Raw genomic sequence first — 14,469 nt, forward strand, 5'->3', positions numbered from 1 at the left:
ATGGCGAACCGGGACGGCAGTGAATTCCTGGGGAAAAGGTCAGCGAATGGGGCGGTGGACGTTTTCCTTCCGGCTCGGGCCGGGTGTCGCGTCGGCGATCCAGGGGCCTTCCCCGGACGGATCGATCACGCCCTGCTCCAGCCACTCGTACGTACCCGCCAGTACGCCCTTGACGACCTTGCGGTCGAGGTCGTCGGTGTTGCTCCACAGGCGGCCGAAGAGTTCGTCGACGCGGATGCGGGACTGACGGCAGAAGGCGTCGGCGAGCTGGTAGGCCTCGCGGCCGTGCTGCCCGGTGAGGCGCAGATGTTCGGCGCGGACGCAGGCCGCGCTCATCGCGAAGAGCTCGGCGCCGATGTCGACGATCCGGCCCAGGAAGCCCTGCTTGGTCTCCATCCGACCCTGCCAGCGGGACATGGCGTAGAAGGTGGAGCGGGCGAGCTTGCGGGCGTTGCGCTCGACGTAGCGCAGATGCGGGGAGAGATCCACGTGCCGGTTGAACTCGCCGTACGAGCGCGGGAGCTGACCCGGGCCCGCGACCAGTTTCGGCAGCCACTTGGCGTAGAAGACACCCGCGTTCGCGCCTGCCTTCGCCTTGTCCGAGAGGGACTTGTCGGGGTCGATGAGGTCACCGGCGACCGACAGGTGGGCGTCGACGGCCTCGCGGGCGATCAGCAGGTGCATGATCTCCGTGGAGCCCTCGAAGATCCGGTTGATGCGCAGGTCGCGCAGGATCTGCTCGGCGGGCACCGCCCGCTCGCCGCGCGCCGCCAGCGACTCGGCGGTCTCGAAGCCGCGGCCACCGCGGATCTGGACCAGTTCGTCGGCCATCAGGCAGCCCATCTCGGAGCCGTACAGCTTGGCGAGGGCGGCCTCGATGCGGATGTCGTTGCGGTTCTCGTCGGCCATCTGGGAGGACAGGTCGACGACGGCTTCGAGGGCGAAGGTGGTGGCCGCGATGAAGGAGATCTTGGAGCCGACGGCCTCGTGGAAGGCGACCGGCTTGCCCCACTGCTCGCGGGCCGCCGACCATTCGCGGGCGATCTTCAGACACCACTTGCCCGCGCCGACGCACATGGCGGGCAGTGAGAGGCGGCCGGTGTTGAGGGTGGTGAGGGCGATCTTCAGGCCCGCACCCTCCGGGCCGATCCGGTTCGCGGCCGGGACGCGGACCTGGTGGAAGCGGGTGACGCCGTTCTCCAGGCCGCGCAGGCCCATGAAGGCGTTGCGGTTCTCGACGGTGACGCCCTCGGAGCCGGCCTCCACCACGAACGCCGTGATGCCGCCCTTGTGGCCCTCGGACTTCGGGACGCGCGCCATGACGACGAGCAGGTCGGCGACGACGCCGTTGGTCGTCCAGAGCTTCACCCCGTCGAGGACGTACTCGTCGCCGTCCGGTACGGCGGTCGTGGCGAGCCGCGCCGGGTCGGAGCCGACGTCCGGCTCCGTGAGGAGGAAGGCCGAGATGTCGGTGCGGGCGCAGCGCGGCAGGAAGACGTCCTTCTGCTCCTGGGTGCCGAAGAGCTTCAGCGGCTGCGGTACGCCGATCGACTGGTGCGCGGACAGCAGGGCGCCGATCGCCGGGTTCGCGGAGCCGACGAGGGCGAGCGCCTTGTTGTAGTACACCTGGGTGAGGCCGAGGCCTCCGTACTTGGTGTCGATCTTCATGCCGAGGGCGCCGAGGTCCTTGAGGCCGTCGATGACCTCGTCCGGGATCTGTGCCTCGCGCTCGATACGGGCCGGGTCGATCTTCGTCTCGCAGAAGTCGCGCAGCTTGGCGAGGAACTCCTCGCCGCGCTGTACGTCGTCCTCGGCGGGCATGGGGTGCGGGTGGATCAGGTCGAGGCGGAAGCGGCCGAGGAACAGTTCCTTGGCGAAGCTGGGCTTGCGCCAGTCCTGTTCGCGGGCCGCCTCCGCGACCTGACGTGCCTCACGTTCAGTGACGGTGGGCTGGTGGGGTGTTGCGGACATGAGGCTCACCTCGCCGCGCATAGGGATCTTGGGGACCTTCGTTACCGATCGGTTCTACTCGATCGTATTTACCCGAATACGGGTGAGCCCACCAGTCCTCGCGCGCATTCGCGTGAACGTGTACCCCATGGGTTTGGGCCGATGCCGGCCGATGTCGGTGGATGTCAGCCGATGTCGACGGAGTACGCCTTGGTGTCCAGCCGTCCCGAACCGCGGAAGACCTCGCTGCCCGACTCGACGCCGGAGAGGTACTTGTCGTTGCCGAGCAGCTTGCGGCGGACCAGGGCCTGAGTGAAGTCGTCGAGGTCGAGGGAGGCCTTGGTGGTGTTGGTGCGGCGGACGAAGGAGTACACCTTCCAGCCGATGTCGCCCTGGTAGATGTCCCACATGGCGCCGTCGAGGCTCACGCTGCCGTACTTGGTGCCGAGGGGGCCCGCACCGCCCTGCCGGTTGAGCCAGACCATGATTTCGTCGGTGGGCTGGTCCTGCCAGTCCGCGTTGTTCTTGGCGTGCAGCCACAGGTCGTACGCGACGTTCATGGTGCCGGGGTTGGAACTGACCGAAAACTCCCAGCTGGTCCTGACCGGCTTGCGGTCGCCGACCCGGACGGGCAGTTCGGTGGCCGCCTTGTCGGTCTTCCAGCCCCAGTGCCAGCCGAGCACGGTACTGGCGTACGACTTGACGCTGTTCTCCTTGCCGGTCTTGCTGGTCCAGGTGTAGGTCGTGCCCCAGCCGATGGAGTCGCCGGAGCGCGAGGTGTCCCAGACGCACTGGGTGCCCGTGCCGTCGTCCTGCCCCCAGAGATTGTTGTTGACGTAGTACTTGCCCATCGTGACGGTGTCGAAGGCGCCGCACTTCTTGCTGGCCTCGCCCGCCTGGGCGACGGTGACACCCGCGGCGGCCGCGAGCGCCACCGTTCCCGCGAGCATCGTCTTCGCCTTCTTGGACAGGCGCGGTCGGCGGTGTTGCATCGAAGGTCCTTCCGGAAAACGGTCTGCGTACGCCTTCTCAGTGACCACCGGCGCTCGAAAGGTTGCCGCCGCACGGCGAAGTCCGGCGCGCGAAACCTACCGGCGCACGACACTGGAAACACGCCCGAGCACGGCACGGCGAACATGCCGTCGCGCGGCACGACCACGACTCCCGACCCGCACCGCAAGAATCCAGTCGAAGCGCTTCGACAACCTATGGACACCCACCACCCGTCGAGCTACTGTCGAGCCACCCTCACACGCCCTTGTCCGCAATGCGCACTGTCGAAGCGCTTCACACAATGCTTGGAGAGCTGGATGGTCACCCTCGCCGAGGTCGCCCAGCACGCCGGAGTCTCGGCGAGCACGGTGAGCTATGTCCTCAGCGGCAAGCGGTCCATCTCCGCGAGCACCCGGCACCGGGTCGAGCAGAGCATCCAGGAGCTCGGCTACCACCCGAACGCGGGCGCCCGGGCCCTGGCGAGCAGCCGGTCCAACATCATCGCGCTGATGGTTCCGCTCCGTACCGACATGTACGTACCCGTGATGATGGAGATCGCCATCGCGGTGGCGACCCACGCCCGCACGCACGGCTACGACGTGCTCCTGCTCACCGGCGAGGAGGGTCCCGACGCCGTGCGCCGCGTCACCGGCAGCGGGCTCGCCGACGCGATGATCCTGATGGACGTGGAGCTCGACGACGAACGGCTCCCGCTGCTGCGCCAGACGGACCAGCCCTCCGTACTGATCGGCCTGCCCGCCGACACCTCCGGCCTGACCTGCGTCGATCTCGACTTCGGCGCGACGGGCGCGCTGTGCGCCGAGCACCTCGCGCTGCTGGGCCACCGTGACATCGCTGTCATCGGCGAGGCCCCCGCGGTCTACGAGCGGCACACCGGCTTCGCCGAGCGCACCCTCGACGGGCTCCGGTCCCGTTCGAGGGAGTTGGGCCTGCGCGTGCTGCACCGCCCCTGCGAGGGAGGGTACGACGCGATGGCCCTGACCCTCGCCCGCATCCTCGACGAGCGCCCCGGCACCACGGGCTTCGTCGTGCAGAACGAGTCCGCGGTCGAACCGCTGCTCGCGCTGTTGCGCCAGCAGGGCCGGGCCGTCCCCGAGGACATGTCGGTGATCGCGATCTGCCCGGACCAGGTCGCGACACAGGCCTCGGTGCGGCTGACCTCGGTCGCCATCCCTGCGCAGGAGATGGGCCGGCTCGCCGTGGAGCATCTGATCGCCAAGTTGGAAGGGCACGGCAAGGACGAAGTCGTGCTCATCGCACCCGAGTTGACGGTACGGGCCAGCACGGGCCCGGCGCCGACCGCCGCCTGACCGGGGCCCGGCCACGCCACTCCCCGTCCCACCCCCTTCACCGCACCGCATCACACCGCACTGCCCCAGCGTTGTGCCCTCCTCGCCGGGCACCCCCATGTCTGCATGTCTGCATTCCTCATGTCTGCATTCCTTCAGGAGCGCCCCCGTGAATCAGCCTGCCGAAACCCAGACCCAGTCAGGCGCGGTCAGCCTCGCGCAGTCCTCCCCGACCGTCGGCACGTTCCGTGAGCGGGACGGCGCGCTGGAGTGGAGCGGCCGTCAGGAGACCGTCCGTATCGAGCCCTGGGGCCCGGACGCGGTCCGGGTCCGCGCACGCCTGGGCGGCCCCGTACTCGAAGGCCTCCCCGGCGCGCTCCTCGACGAGCCGCAGGTGACCGAGAGCACCGTCAAGATCCAGGACGGTGAGGGCCGGTTGACGGTCGGCGCACTGACCGTCGAGGTCGGCGCCGAGGGCCTGCTCCGCTTCCTCCGCACGGCCGACGGCACGGAACTCCTCGCCGAGGAGCGCGCTCACTTCTGGTGGCCCGGCCCGCGCCTGTACACCCCGACGGGAAACGGCCGCCACCGCCTGGAACAGCGCTTCGCCGCCTACGAGGGCGAGAAGCTGTACGGCCTCGGCCAGCACCAGCACGGACTGTTCGACCAGAAGGGCGCGGTCCTGGACCTGGTCCAGCGCAACGCCGAGGTCACCGTCCCGGTGCTCACGTCCAGCCGCGGGTACACGTTCCTGTGGAACTCCCCCGCGATCGGCCGGGTCGAGCTCGCGGGCAACGGCACCCGCTGGGTCGCCGACTCGGCCCGCCAGCTCGACTACTGGATCACCGCGGGCACCCCGGCCGACGCCCAGCGCCGCTACAGCGCCGCCACCGGCCGTACGCCGATGCTGCCCGAGTGGGCGGCCGGCTTCTGGCAGTGCAAGCTGCGCTACCGCACGCAGGACGAACTCCTCGACGTGGCACGGGAGTACAAGCGACGGGGACTGCCCCTGTCCGCCATCGTCTGCGACTTCTTCCACTGGACCCACCTGGGCGACTGGAAGTTCGACCCGGCGGAGTGGCCGGACCCGGCGGCGATGCAGCGCGAGCTCGCCGAACTCGGCGTCAAGCTGGTCGTGTCCGTCTGGCCGTCGGTCTCCCCGCTCTCCGAGAACCACCCGCTCATGGAGCAGCGCGGCTACTTCATCGGCACCGAGTACGGCCCGATGGCCCACGCCGACTGGCCCGACAAAGAGGTCGCCTCCACCGTCCAGGTGGCCTTCTACGACGCGACGAACCCCGAGGCCCGTGACTTCCTGTGGTCGCGCGTGAAGGACAACTACCTTGACCCGTACGGTATTTCGGCCTTCTGGCTGGACGCCTGCGAGCCGGAGCTGAAGCCGGGCTTCCAGGAGAACCTGCGCTACCACGCGGGCCCGGGTCTGGAGGTCGGCAACCTCTACCCCCGTGAGAACGCCCGCACCTTCTACGAGGGCATGCTCGCTGTCGGCGAGACCGAGGTCGTCACTCTCAACCGCTCGGCGTGGGCGGGCAGTCAGCGCTACGGCGCCGCCCTGTGGTCCGGCGACATCGGCACCGACTTCGCGACCCTGCGCCGCCAGATCGCCGCGGGCCTCAACACCGCGCTCTCCGGCATCCCCTGGTGGAACACCGACATCGGCGGCTTCCACGGCGGCGACCCCGACGACCCGGCGTACCGCGAGGTGATGGTCCGCTGGTTCCAGTTCGGCGCGCTCTCCCCGCTGATGCGCCTGCACGGCTTCCGCGACCCCGGTATGCCGCTGGGCCCCGACATGACCGGTGGCCCGAACGAGGTCTGGTCGTACGGCGAGGAGGCCGGCGCGATCCTGGAGAAGTATCTGCGGCTGCGCGAGCGTCTGAAGCCCTATGTGCTGGCTGTCATGCGGGAGGCCCACGAGGAGGGGCTGCCGGTGATGCGCCCGCTGTTCCTCGAGTTCCCCGAGGACCACGCGGCCTGGTCGGTCGACGACTCCTACCTCTTCGGCTCCGACCTCCTGGTCGCGCCCGTGCTCACGGCGGGCGCGACAGTGCGTACGGCGTACCTTCCGGCGGGCGCCTGGTGGACCGACGCGTGGACCGGTGAGACGTACGAGGGCGGCGCGGCCGTCACCGTCGACGCCCCTCTGGATCGCATCCCGCTGTTCCTGCGGGACGGGGCGCGGCTGCCTGTGGCGGAGTAGCCGCGCGCGTGCGGGGGAGGCCGGGCGAGCCTCCCCCGCATGATCTGTGACGCTACTGTTGCCGGAACTATGGCCTCCATCACAGCCGAGGCGATCTTGGGCTGCTGAAGTCACCGGATGGTGTACCTGCTCCTGCCGCTCGTCCCGGGGAGCCTGGTCGCGGCCTTCGCCTTCGTCGGGTACTGCTTCGGCACCCTCGGCCGGATCGGCCTGCGGCAGGCCGACCGCGTGGTGTGGCTCCGCGTTGTCGCCGCCCTCATGGGGGCCGCCACGGCCGTTCTGTACGTGTGGGGCCTGCTCCATCTGGTCGGCGCGGTCATGGACGCGGAGGAGAACGGCGCCGACTCGGCACCGCTGCGGCCGTGTCGTACACCGGGCTGGGAGGAGTGGGCGCAGGACCCCGGCATCGTGGACTACACGGTGCGCTATCTGCCCCTCCGGTTCGTCTGCGAGACGGGGGACGGGGACAGCTATGTCACCGACGCCGTTCCCGACTACCTGAACCCCAGCGTGTTGGGCTTCGCGCTGGCCGGCACCGGGTGTGCCGGTGCCGCGCGGCTCGTATCGCGACGGCCCGGCCCCCTCGCGACGCGGGGACCGGGCCGCTGATGCCTCCTGGAGCGTCGGTCAACTACTGCTGACCGACAGGCTGTTGGTAGCGAAGTCCAGACCGCCGGACGAGGACGTTATCTCGAAGCCGAACTGCAGGTCGCCGATGGTCACGTTGCCGAACCATCCCTTGGTGTCCTTGATCCACTTGAGGATCGGCAGGACGTCGACGGTGCCGGAGGTGGAGTTCGAGGTGCGCACGAAGGAGAAGACGTCGTTGGATCCGTTGTTGCCCTTGTAGACGGTCCAGGTGTGGCCGCCGAGGGTGAGGGTGCCCTGCGAGGTGCCGAGCGGGCCGACGGCTCCGGTCTTGTTCACCCAGAGCATGACCTCGTACTTGTAGCCGGTGTCCCAGATGTCGTACGACGTGTTGTACGCGCCGGACGACGGGACCGTGACGTTGTAGCCGCTGCTGAGCGAGCCGAGCGAGGTGATCGACTTGTTGATCACCTTCTTGGCGTTCGGGTACGACTTGATGCCACCGGTGTTGGGGTGGTTGGCCCAAACACCCCAGTTGGTACCGGAGTTGGCCCAGATGCACTGGCTTCCCGCGCCGGAGCCCCAGATGTTGTTGTAGAGCGTGTACCCGTTGAGGCTGGTGTTCCCGTACTGCTCGCAGGAGCTCCAGACGGCCGCCTGGGCGGGGGCGGAGGCGAGGCCGACGGTGGCGCCGAGCGCGAGCGCGGGGGCCAGCAGGGCCTTGGCGGCCCTGCCGAGTGTCCGTGTTGCCATGGTGTCCCTTCCATGGGTGGGGGGAACTGCGGGTGCTACTGCGGCCCCAGGGTGAGGACGCAGTCTTCTCCGGCGCTCAGGGAGAGCGGTCGCGCGCCGGCGGAAGTCCTGAGATCGATCCGCGTGGTGCGGGTGGGGCGGATGACGGCCGAGCGCTCCTCGGGACTCCAGGTCAGGTCGACCTCGGCGCCGAACCGGGTGCGGATGCCGTGGAGCCGGCCGCTCGGGTACGCCGTGGGGAGCGCGGGGAAGAGGACCAGCCGTCCGGGCGTGGACTGGACGAGCATCTCGATGAGCACGGCGGGGAGCGTGTGGGCGGCGTCCGCGTTGTAGACGTGCCGGTTCGGGTAGTGGCCGCTCATCAGGGAGACATGGAAGAAGTCCCCGGCCAGGACGTTGTCGAGGGCTCCCGCCACCCGCTGGGCGTCCCGCAGCCGGGCCGCCACCAGGGCGTGGTGCAGGTGGCCGTGCGCGGAGTCGTTCTCGGCGCCGCGCAGTACGAGGGCGCGGTGTGCCGCCGCGGCGAGCTCGGGGGTGTCGTACGGGTTGATCTCGTCGAGCGGCCAGACGCCGTAGAGGTGGCTGAGGTGCCGGTGGTCGTAGGTGTCGTCGAGGCCGGGCCAGGCCCACTCGGCGAGTGCCCCGTCGGCGTTGACGCGGTGCGGCGGCAGCCGGTCGGCGAGCGCGCGCCAGCGCTCGGCGTCGGGTCCGGGGTGATGGTCGGCGGCCGTGCGGAGGGCGTGGCGCGCCGCGGAGAGGTCCATGGCGGCGTTGAGCGTGATCCAGCGCGCGGTGGCGGGCCGGTTCTCCGGCGAGTACGACGGCACGATCACGACGTGGCCGTTCTCGTCGGTCCGGGTGAGGAAGTCCTCGTAGAAGTAAGCCACTTCGGCGAGCGCGGCGGACAGGCGCGGGTCGCGTGCGCCGCGCGTCTCGTCGTGGTCCACGAGGGGCTTCAGCAGCCAGTCGGCGCCCGCGGTCCACACGTGCAGCGGGTACTCGCGGCTGAGGTGGTAGATGTGCCCGGACTCGCCGTCGGTGTGCGCGGGGGCGACGACACCCCGGGTGCCGAAGATCGCCCGGGCGTTGTCGCGCCAGTGCGGCAACTGGCCGTGGATCAGAGCGGCATGGGCCTCGGACACCTCCGGGAGCGCCGCGGCGGCGGCCGACGCCGTCTGGAGATTGACGTTGGCATCGGTGGTGAAGGCTCCCGACCAGGCGGTGTCCCAGTCGCCGGTCCACAGCCCGGTCAGCCGTGGCGGCAGCATTCCGGCGGCGGACAGCAGGTGGTGACGACCGGCCGCGAAGAGCCGTTCGAGCAGGGCGGGGCTCTTCGGACGGCGGACCAACTCCGAGCCGGGGAGCGCCCGTTCGGCCGGGTCGGCGTCCAGCTCCAAGCCCGCCCGCAGGTAGGCGGGTCGGTGCAGGGCGGTGTGCCGGGTGAGGAGACGGTCGTACGCGTCCTCCTCGCCGTCGGGCAGCAGGGCACGCAGCTCACGGGCCTCGGCGAGCGTGTCCCACTCCCCCTTGTGCCGCCGTACCCGCGTGAGCAGCAGCACCGAACGCGCGCCCTCGACCCGTATCCCGGGCGGTGCGGTGAGCGTCCGGCCACCGGTGACCACGGCGAGCGTCACCCCGGTGTACGCCCGCTCGCTGCCCGGATAGCGGGCCCGCAGGGTGAGGAGAGCGCCCTCGGCGGTGAGGACGGAACTGTGACCTGCCGTCACGTCCGGTGGGGCGCCCGGCAGTCGGTGGTCGAGCGTCACGTTAACGGTGAGGTCGGCCTCGGTCACGTGCTGGACGATGACGTCGTCCGCGCGCGACACGAAGACCTCGCTGCGCCGGTCCCCGCACTCGGCGCGGACGACACCGGTGGTGAAGTCGACCTCGCGCCGGTACGCGCGCGACTCCCGTGGAGCCCGGCGCAGCCGCACCTGGAAGGCCGGGTGGAAGGGCTGCACCCACAGCAGCGGTCGCCCGTCGGTGAAATCCTCCCCGGCGTCGACGTCACCGGCCAGTAACCGGTCCTGGACGCTCTTCAGCCGTTCGGCCAGCTCGGGCGGCCGGGCGTCCTCACTGCCGTTCGGGCGGACCAGGGAGTGGTGGTTGACGATGACCCGGTCGTCGTTCGGATCACCGAACACCATGGCGCCGTGTCGGCCGTTCCCGCTCAAGAAGGCGTCCTCCCAGCGGGCGGCGGGGGCGGGCTCCCAGGTGCCGTGGACGGGAGCGTCGGTGGAGCCGTGGACGGGAGAGTCCGTGGAGCCGCTCACGGGCTCGTTCATGGCGCTGCCTCCAGTACGACGACCCCGTACCGCCCCAGCTCCACGGCATCGACGACGTCCTGGCCGGTCAGCAGGTCGCGATGGCGTCCCGGCACCGGCACGGTCACCGAGTCCCGCCCGTGGTGGAGCAGGAAGAGGAGTTCGCCCCGGCGTACCGCCTCCACGTCCACCGGGAGGTGGTCGAGCGGCGGCCGTACTCCCGCGTCCTCGGCGATCCCGGCGAGCAGCGGCCACAGCGCCTCGGGCTCGGGGAGGGTGGACAGGTACCAGGCGCGGCCCTTGCGCAGTACGGCCGGAAGACCGTCCAGCTCACCGCCCTTGTACGGGACGATCACGTAGGTGTCGTCCTGGGCCTCGATCTCCTCGGACCACAGCGTGCCCCGGAAGCCCTCGGCCTCGACCTTCTCGTCGGCGTCCAGCGGCCACCACTCGTGCAGGGTGCGGATGCCGAAGAGTTCGCGCAGCCGCTCGTCCATGCCTCCGGGCCGCACCCGGTCGTCCTGGTCGGCGACGCCGGTCAGGAAGCCGGAGACGAGGGTGCCACCGCCGCGTACGTACCCCACGAGGTTGTCGATCGCCCTGTCCGTCAGCAGATACAGCTGAGGGACGACGACCAGCTTGTACGCGGACAGGTCGTGCTCGGGGTGGGCGAAGGAGGCGGTGATGTTCGCCTCCCAGAGCGCGCGGTGCCAGGCGCGTACGACGCTCTGGTGGTCGACCTCGCAGGACAGCCGCCCGTCCTGCTGACTCGCCCACCAGGCGTTCCAGTCCAGCAGTACGGCGACATCGGCGCCGACGACCCGTGTATCCGTCACCTTGGCGCTCAGCAGGGCGAGTTCGGCCCCGATCCGCTTGACCTCCTGGAAGGTGCGGCCTCGCTCCCCCGCGTGGCCGACCATCCCGGAGTGGAACTTCTCGGCGCCCTGCCGGGACTGCCGCCACTGGAAATAGCAGACGGCGTCCGCGCCGCGGGCGACGGCCTGGAGGGACCAGAGCCGGTTGAGCCCGTGGGGCTTCGGGTGGTTCACACCACGCCAGTTCACGGGCCCCGCCGCCTGCTCCATGACCATCCAGGGTCCGCCGCGGGCCTGCGAGCGGGTCATGTCGTGGATGAGCGCGCCGTACTGGGCGCCGAGCGGGTCGCGCGGGTCCGGATAGATGTCGACGGAGACCACGTCCTCCCGCTCGGCCCACGCCCAGGCGTCCTGGCCCTGCCAGAACGGCATGAAGTTGGTGGTCACGGGGACGTGCGGGGTGTGCCGGGCGACGATGTCGCGTTCGGCGAGGTAGCACTCCAGGAGGGCGTCGGAGGTGAAGCGCTTGAAGTCGAGGACCTGGGTCGGATTGTTCATGTAGTGGGCGTGGCGCGGCGGGAGGACGCCTTCCCAGGCGTCGTAGCCCTGGCTCCAGAAGGCGGTGCCCCAGGCGGTGTTGAGGGCGTCGAGCGTGTCGTACTTGCCCTGGAGCCAGCGTCGGAAGGCGGCCGCCGCCTCGTCGCCCCAGTCGTAGGTGCAGTACTCGTTGTTGATGTGCCACATCGTGAGGGCGGGATGGCCGCCGTAGCGGGCGGCGAGGTCCTCGGTGATGGCGGCGGCGTGGCGCCGGTAGACGGCGCTGGAGTGGGCGAAGTGCTGGCGGCCGCCCCACCACTCGACACGGCCGTCCGCGTCGCGGGGCAGGGTCTCCGGGTGGAGCCGGCCCATCCAGGGCGGGGGCGAGGAGGTGGGGGTGGCGAGGATGACTCCGATGCCGTTGTCGTGCATCAGGTCCATGAGCCGGTCGAGCCAGCCGAACTCCCTTGCGCCGGGTGCCGGTTCGAGCTTGGCCCAGGAGAAGACGCCGACGGTGACGGAGTTGACGCCGGCCTCCTTCATGAGCCGTACGTCCTCCTGCCAGAGCTCCTCCGGCCACTGCTCGGGGTTGTAGTCGCCGCCGAAGAGGACGCGGCCGCGGGTGGCGTCAGCGAGCGTCGGCATCAGACCTGCTCCCCGTACTGGATGCCGCGCCCGTTCGTACCGAGGTACACACGGCCGTACACACGCGGGTCTCCGGTGATGACCTCGCCGATCCAGCCCCACTGGTGGGCGTCGTCGTTGATCCGCACCCAGGTCTCGGCCGCGTCGTCGGAGCGGTAGACGGCGGTGATCGTCTCCGTGGAGCCGACCTGATAGACGGCCGGGTAGTCGGCGCCGTCGGCCGCCTTTCCGAAACCGAGGGTGTACGAGGCCCAGCAGCTGGCGACCTTGGCGAAGGTGACGCCACCGTCGGTGGACCGGTAGAGCCCGTTCCACTTCACGCTCAGCCACAGGTCACCGCTGCGCCCGGGTGCGGCTGCCAGCTGGAACTGGTCGTCCCCGGAGGGCAGTCCACCGGCACGGGCGGTGAAGGAACGGCCACTGTCAGTGCTGGCGTATAGCGTTCCTGTGTCGGTGTCGTACGCGTAGAAGAGCGTCGGGTCGGCCGGGTCGGCGACCGGCGTGGCGCCCTTCGGGAAGGAGGAGACCTCGGACCAGGTCGCGCCGTTGTCCGCCGAGCGGTGGGCTGCGTACTTCGTGCCGTCCCAGTGCACGAAGGACCACAGCAGCGTACTGCCGTCGGCGCTGGTGGCGATCGGCCCCGGTGCGTTCGTGGCGATGTCGGGCTGGGCCGTGAAGGGCGCCCAGGTCCGCCCGCCGTCGTGGGAATACGCGCCGTTGCCGTGGTCGCCCCAGCCCGTCCGGACGACGTACGACGGCTTGGCCGCGGCCTGCGCGAGTCCCGTCGCCGACCCGAACACGGGATTCGTCGCCATGCCGCGTGACGGAGACGCCGTGAGCCGCTCGTGGTACATCACGCCGATGTCCCCGAGTCCGCTGATCAGATGCGCCTCCCCGGCCGGAGGCGAGATCAGCCGGCGCACGGCCGCCTCCTCCAGACCACGGATCCGCGGCGCCCAGCGTCTGAGGTCGCGGGTGCCGTAGAGGGTCGCGCCGGTCCCGTACACGAGGTGCTTCGAGTCGTACGGGTCGAGGGCGAGCGCCTGGATCCACCAGCCGAACTTCGGCTGGTCGTCTCCCCAGTCGAGGAAAGGAGTCTCGGACACGTCGAAGACAGCCACGTCCTTCAGGGACGCCCAGGTACGGCCACCGTCGGTGGACCGGAACACGGTGTCGCCGTCGGCCCACCGGTTGTTGGTGGAGACGACGACGGTGCCCGCGCGGCGGGCGTCGACGGCGACACCGCCGTAGGCGAAGGTGTCCGCCGAGCCTCCCCCACTGCTCAACGCGTGGGCGGTGCCCCCAGCCGTCGTGCCACCCGGCTTCACCGGAGTGACCTCGGTCCACTTCCCGGTCGCCGTGCGCAGCTTGTGCACGCTGCCGTCGGACTGGCCGCCTGGGCCGGGCGCGTCGCCGTACGTCACGTACAGCTCGCGGGTGTGCCGGTCGTACGCGGCGCGGAGCGGGACCTTGGCGGCGGTGCCGGACGGCTGCCCCGGGACGGCCTCCCAGGTCGTGCCGTCGGAGGTGCGGTACAGGTTCGCCGTGTCCGTGGTGCCGTCGCCGTCGCCCCAGCCGGCGTAGACGGCGCGCCCGGCCGCGACGAGGAACGTGATGCCCTGCCCGGCGGAGTTCGCCTTCGCCGGGAAGGTACTCACGCCTGCCCAGGTGGCGCCCCGGTCGGTGGACTTGAGCAGCCCGTCGTGTCTGGTCCCCAGCCACAGGGTGTCGCCGTCGCGCGGGTCGACGAGGAGCCGCTCCCCGGCCCCTCGCCCGTCCTCGTTGGCGCCGAGCTTCACGTCCAGGTCGCTGCGGGTCCAGGTGGCGCCGCGGTCGTAGGAGCGCAGGACCGCGCCGTTGCCGGCCCACGACTGGGCGTAGGTGCCGAGGGCGAGGTAGAGCCGGTCCGGGTGCGCGGGGTCGACCGCGAGCGACTCGACACCGAGCAGGTTCCAGTCGTCCCAGCCGAGGTGGTCGATGAGCGGGGTCCAGCGGGCGGTGCGCTCGTCCCAGCGGTAGGCGCCGCCGATATCGGTCCGGGCGTAGGCGAGCCCTCGTACGGCCGGGTGGAACAGCACCCCGGTGATGAACCCGGTACCGCCGATGACGGCGTTGCGCCAGCGGTAGGAGGGGGTGGCGGCGGTGGCCTCGGCGGCGTGCGCGCGGCCCTGGGGGAGCGCCACGGTGGTGAGCGCGGTGGCGGCACTCCCGGCGAGAACGGCCCGGCGGCTCAGTCGGGACGCGTGCATGACATACCTCGTTCTACGGAGAGACGGTCAGGGGAGTTACCTGAGGGGCGCGGGGCTGTATCGATATGCGGCCCCGCCGCGTGGGCGCGGCCGGCCACGGACGACCCGCGGTCGCCGAACAACCGGAGAGTCCTCTTCAACAGG

At 70.5% G+C, this 14,469-nt stretch carries 9 protein-coding genes; 3 read left to right on the forward strand and 6 right to left on the reverse strand.

Going from position 1 to position 14,469, the window contains the following annotated elements; all coding sequences use genetic code 11:
• Positions 1–39 precede the first annotated feature (39 nt).
• Together SMIR_RS09030 and SMIR_RS09035 are read right to left on the reverse strand one after the other, a co-directional pair.
• Positions 40–1,971 carry an acyl-CoA dehydrogenase family protein gene (locus SMIR_RS09030; protein WP_212726858.1) on the reverse strand — a complete coding sequence of 644 codons (1,932 nt, stop codon included), beginning with the start codon at positions 1,969–1,971 and terminating at the stop codon, positions 40–42.
• 164 nt (positions 1,972–2,135) lie between these two features.
• A complete protein-coding gene (locus SMIR_RS09035) occupies positions 2,136–2,942 on the reverse strand; it encodes a GH12 family glycosyl hydrolase domain-containing protein (RefSeq protein WP_168496172.1) in 807 nt (268 codons plus the stop codon).
• A gap of 318 nt (positions 2,943–3,260) precedes the next feature.
• Between SMIR_RS09035 and SMIR_RS09040 the strand changes: the two genes are divergently transcribed.
• The 3 genes from SMIR_RS09040 to SMIR_RS09050 all read left to right on the forward strand — a co-directional run bounded on the left by SMIR_RS09040 (position 3,261) and on the right by SMIR_RS09050 (position 7,083).
• Positions 3,261–4,274: a LacI family DNA-binding transcriptional regulator gene (locus tag SMIR_RS09040; protein ID WP_168496170.1), complete on the forward strand. Its 1,014-nt coding sequence runs from the start codon at positions 3,261–3,263 to the stop codon at positions 4,272–4,274.
• A gap of 148 nt (positions 4,275–4,422) precedes the next feature.
• Positions 4,423–6,474 (forward strand): glycoside hydrolase family 31 protein, encoded by a 2,052-nt coding sequence (locus SMIR_RS09045; protein ID WP_212726859.1) that lies wholly within the window; start codon positions 4,423–4,425, stop codon positions 6,472–6,474.
• A 117-nt stretch (positions 6,475–6,591) separates the two neighbouring features.
• Positions 6,592–7,083, forward strand: a complete 492-nt coding sequence (locus SMIR_RS09050) for a hypothetical protein (RefSeq protein ID WP_168496166.1) — start codon at positions 6,592–6,594, stop codon at positions 7,081–7,083.
• 18 nt (positions 7,084–7,101) lie between these two features.
• Here the strand turns inward: SMIR_RS09050 and SMIR_RS09055 are convergent, their stop codons facing one another.
• From SMIR_RS09055 to SMIR_RS09070, 4 genes are read right to left on the reverse strand one after another with little or no spacing between them, the layout of a single operon-like run.
• On the reverse strand, positions 7,102–7,815 hold the full coding sequence (locus tag SMIR_RS09055) for a glycoside hydrolase family 12 protein (protein WP_168496164.1): 714 nt from the start codon (positions 7,813–7,815) through the stop codon (positions 7,102–7,104).
• A 35-nt stretch (positions 7,816–7,850) separates the two neighbouring features.
• Complete coding sequence (locus SMIR_RS09060; RefSeq protein WP_168496162.1) at positions 7,851–10,100, reverse strand: glycosyl hydrolase family 95 catalytic domain-containing protein; 2,250 nt, start codon at positions 10,098–10,100, stop codon at positions 7,851–7,853.
• Positions 10,097–12,076 (reverse strand): beta-galactosidase, encoded by a 1,980-nt coding sequence (locus tag SMIR_RS09065; RefSeq protein ID WP_168496160.1) that lies wholly within the window; start codon positions 12,074–12,076, stop codon positions 10,097–10,099. The genes SMIR_RS09060 and SMIR_RS09065 overlap by 4 nt, the downstream gene beginning before the upstream one ends.
• A complete protein-coding gene (locus SMIR_RS09070) occupies positions 12,076–14,325 on the reverse strand; it encodes a sialidase family protein (RefSeq protein ID WP_168496158.1) in 2,250 nt (749 codons plus the stop codon). The genes SMIR_RS09065 and SMIR_RS09070 overlap by 1 nt, the downstream gene beginning before the upstream one ends.
• Between the last annotated feature and the right edge of the window lie 144 nt (positions 14,326–14,469).

The organism is Streptomyces mirabilis, assembly GCF_018310535.1.
Taxonomy (GTDB): Bacteria; Actinomycetota; Actinomycetes; order Streptomycetales; family Streptomycetaceae; genus Streptomyces.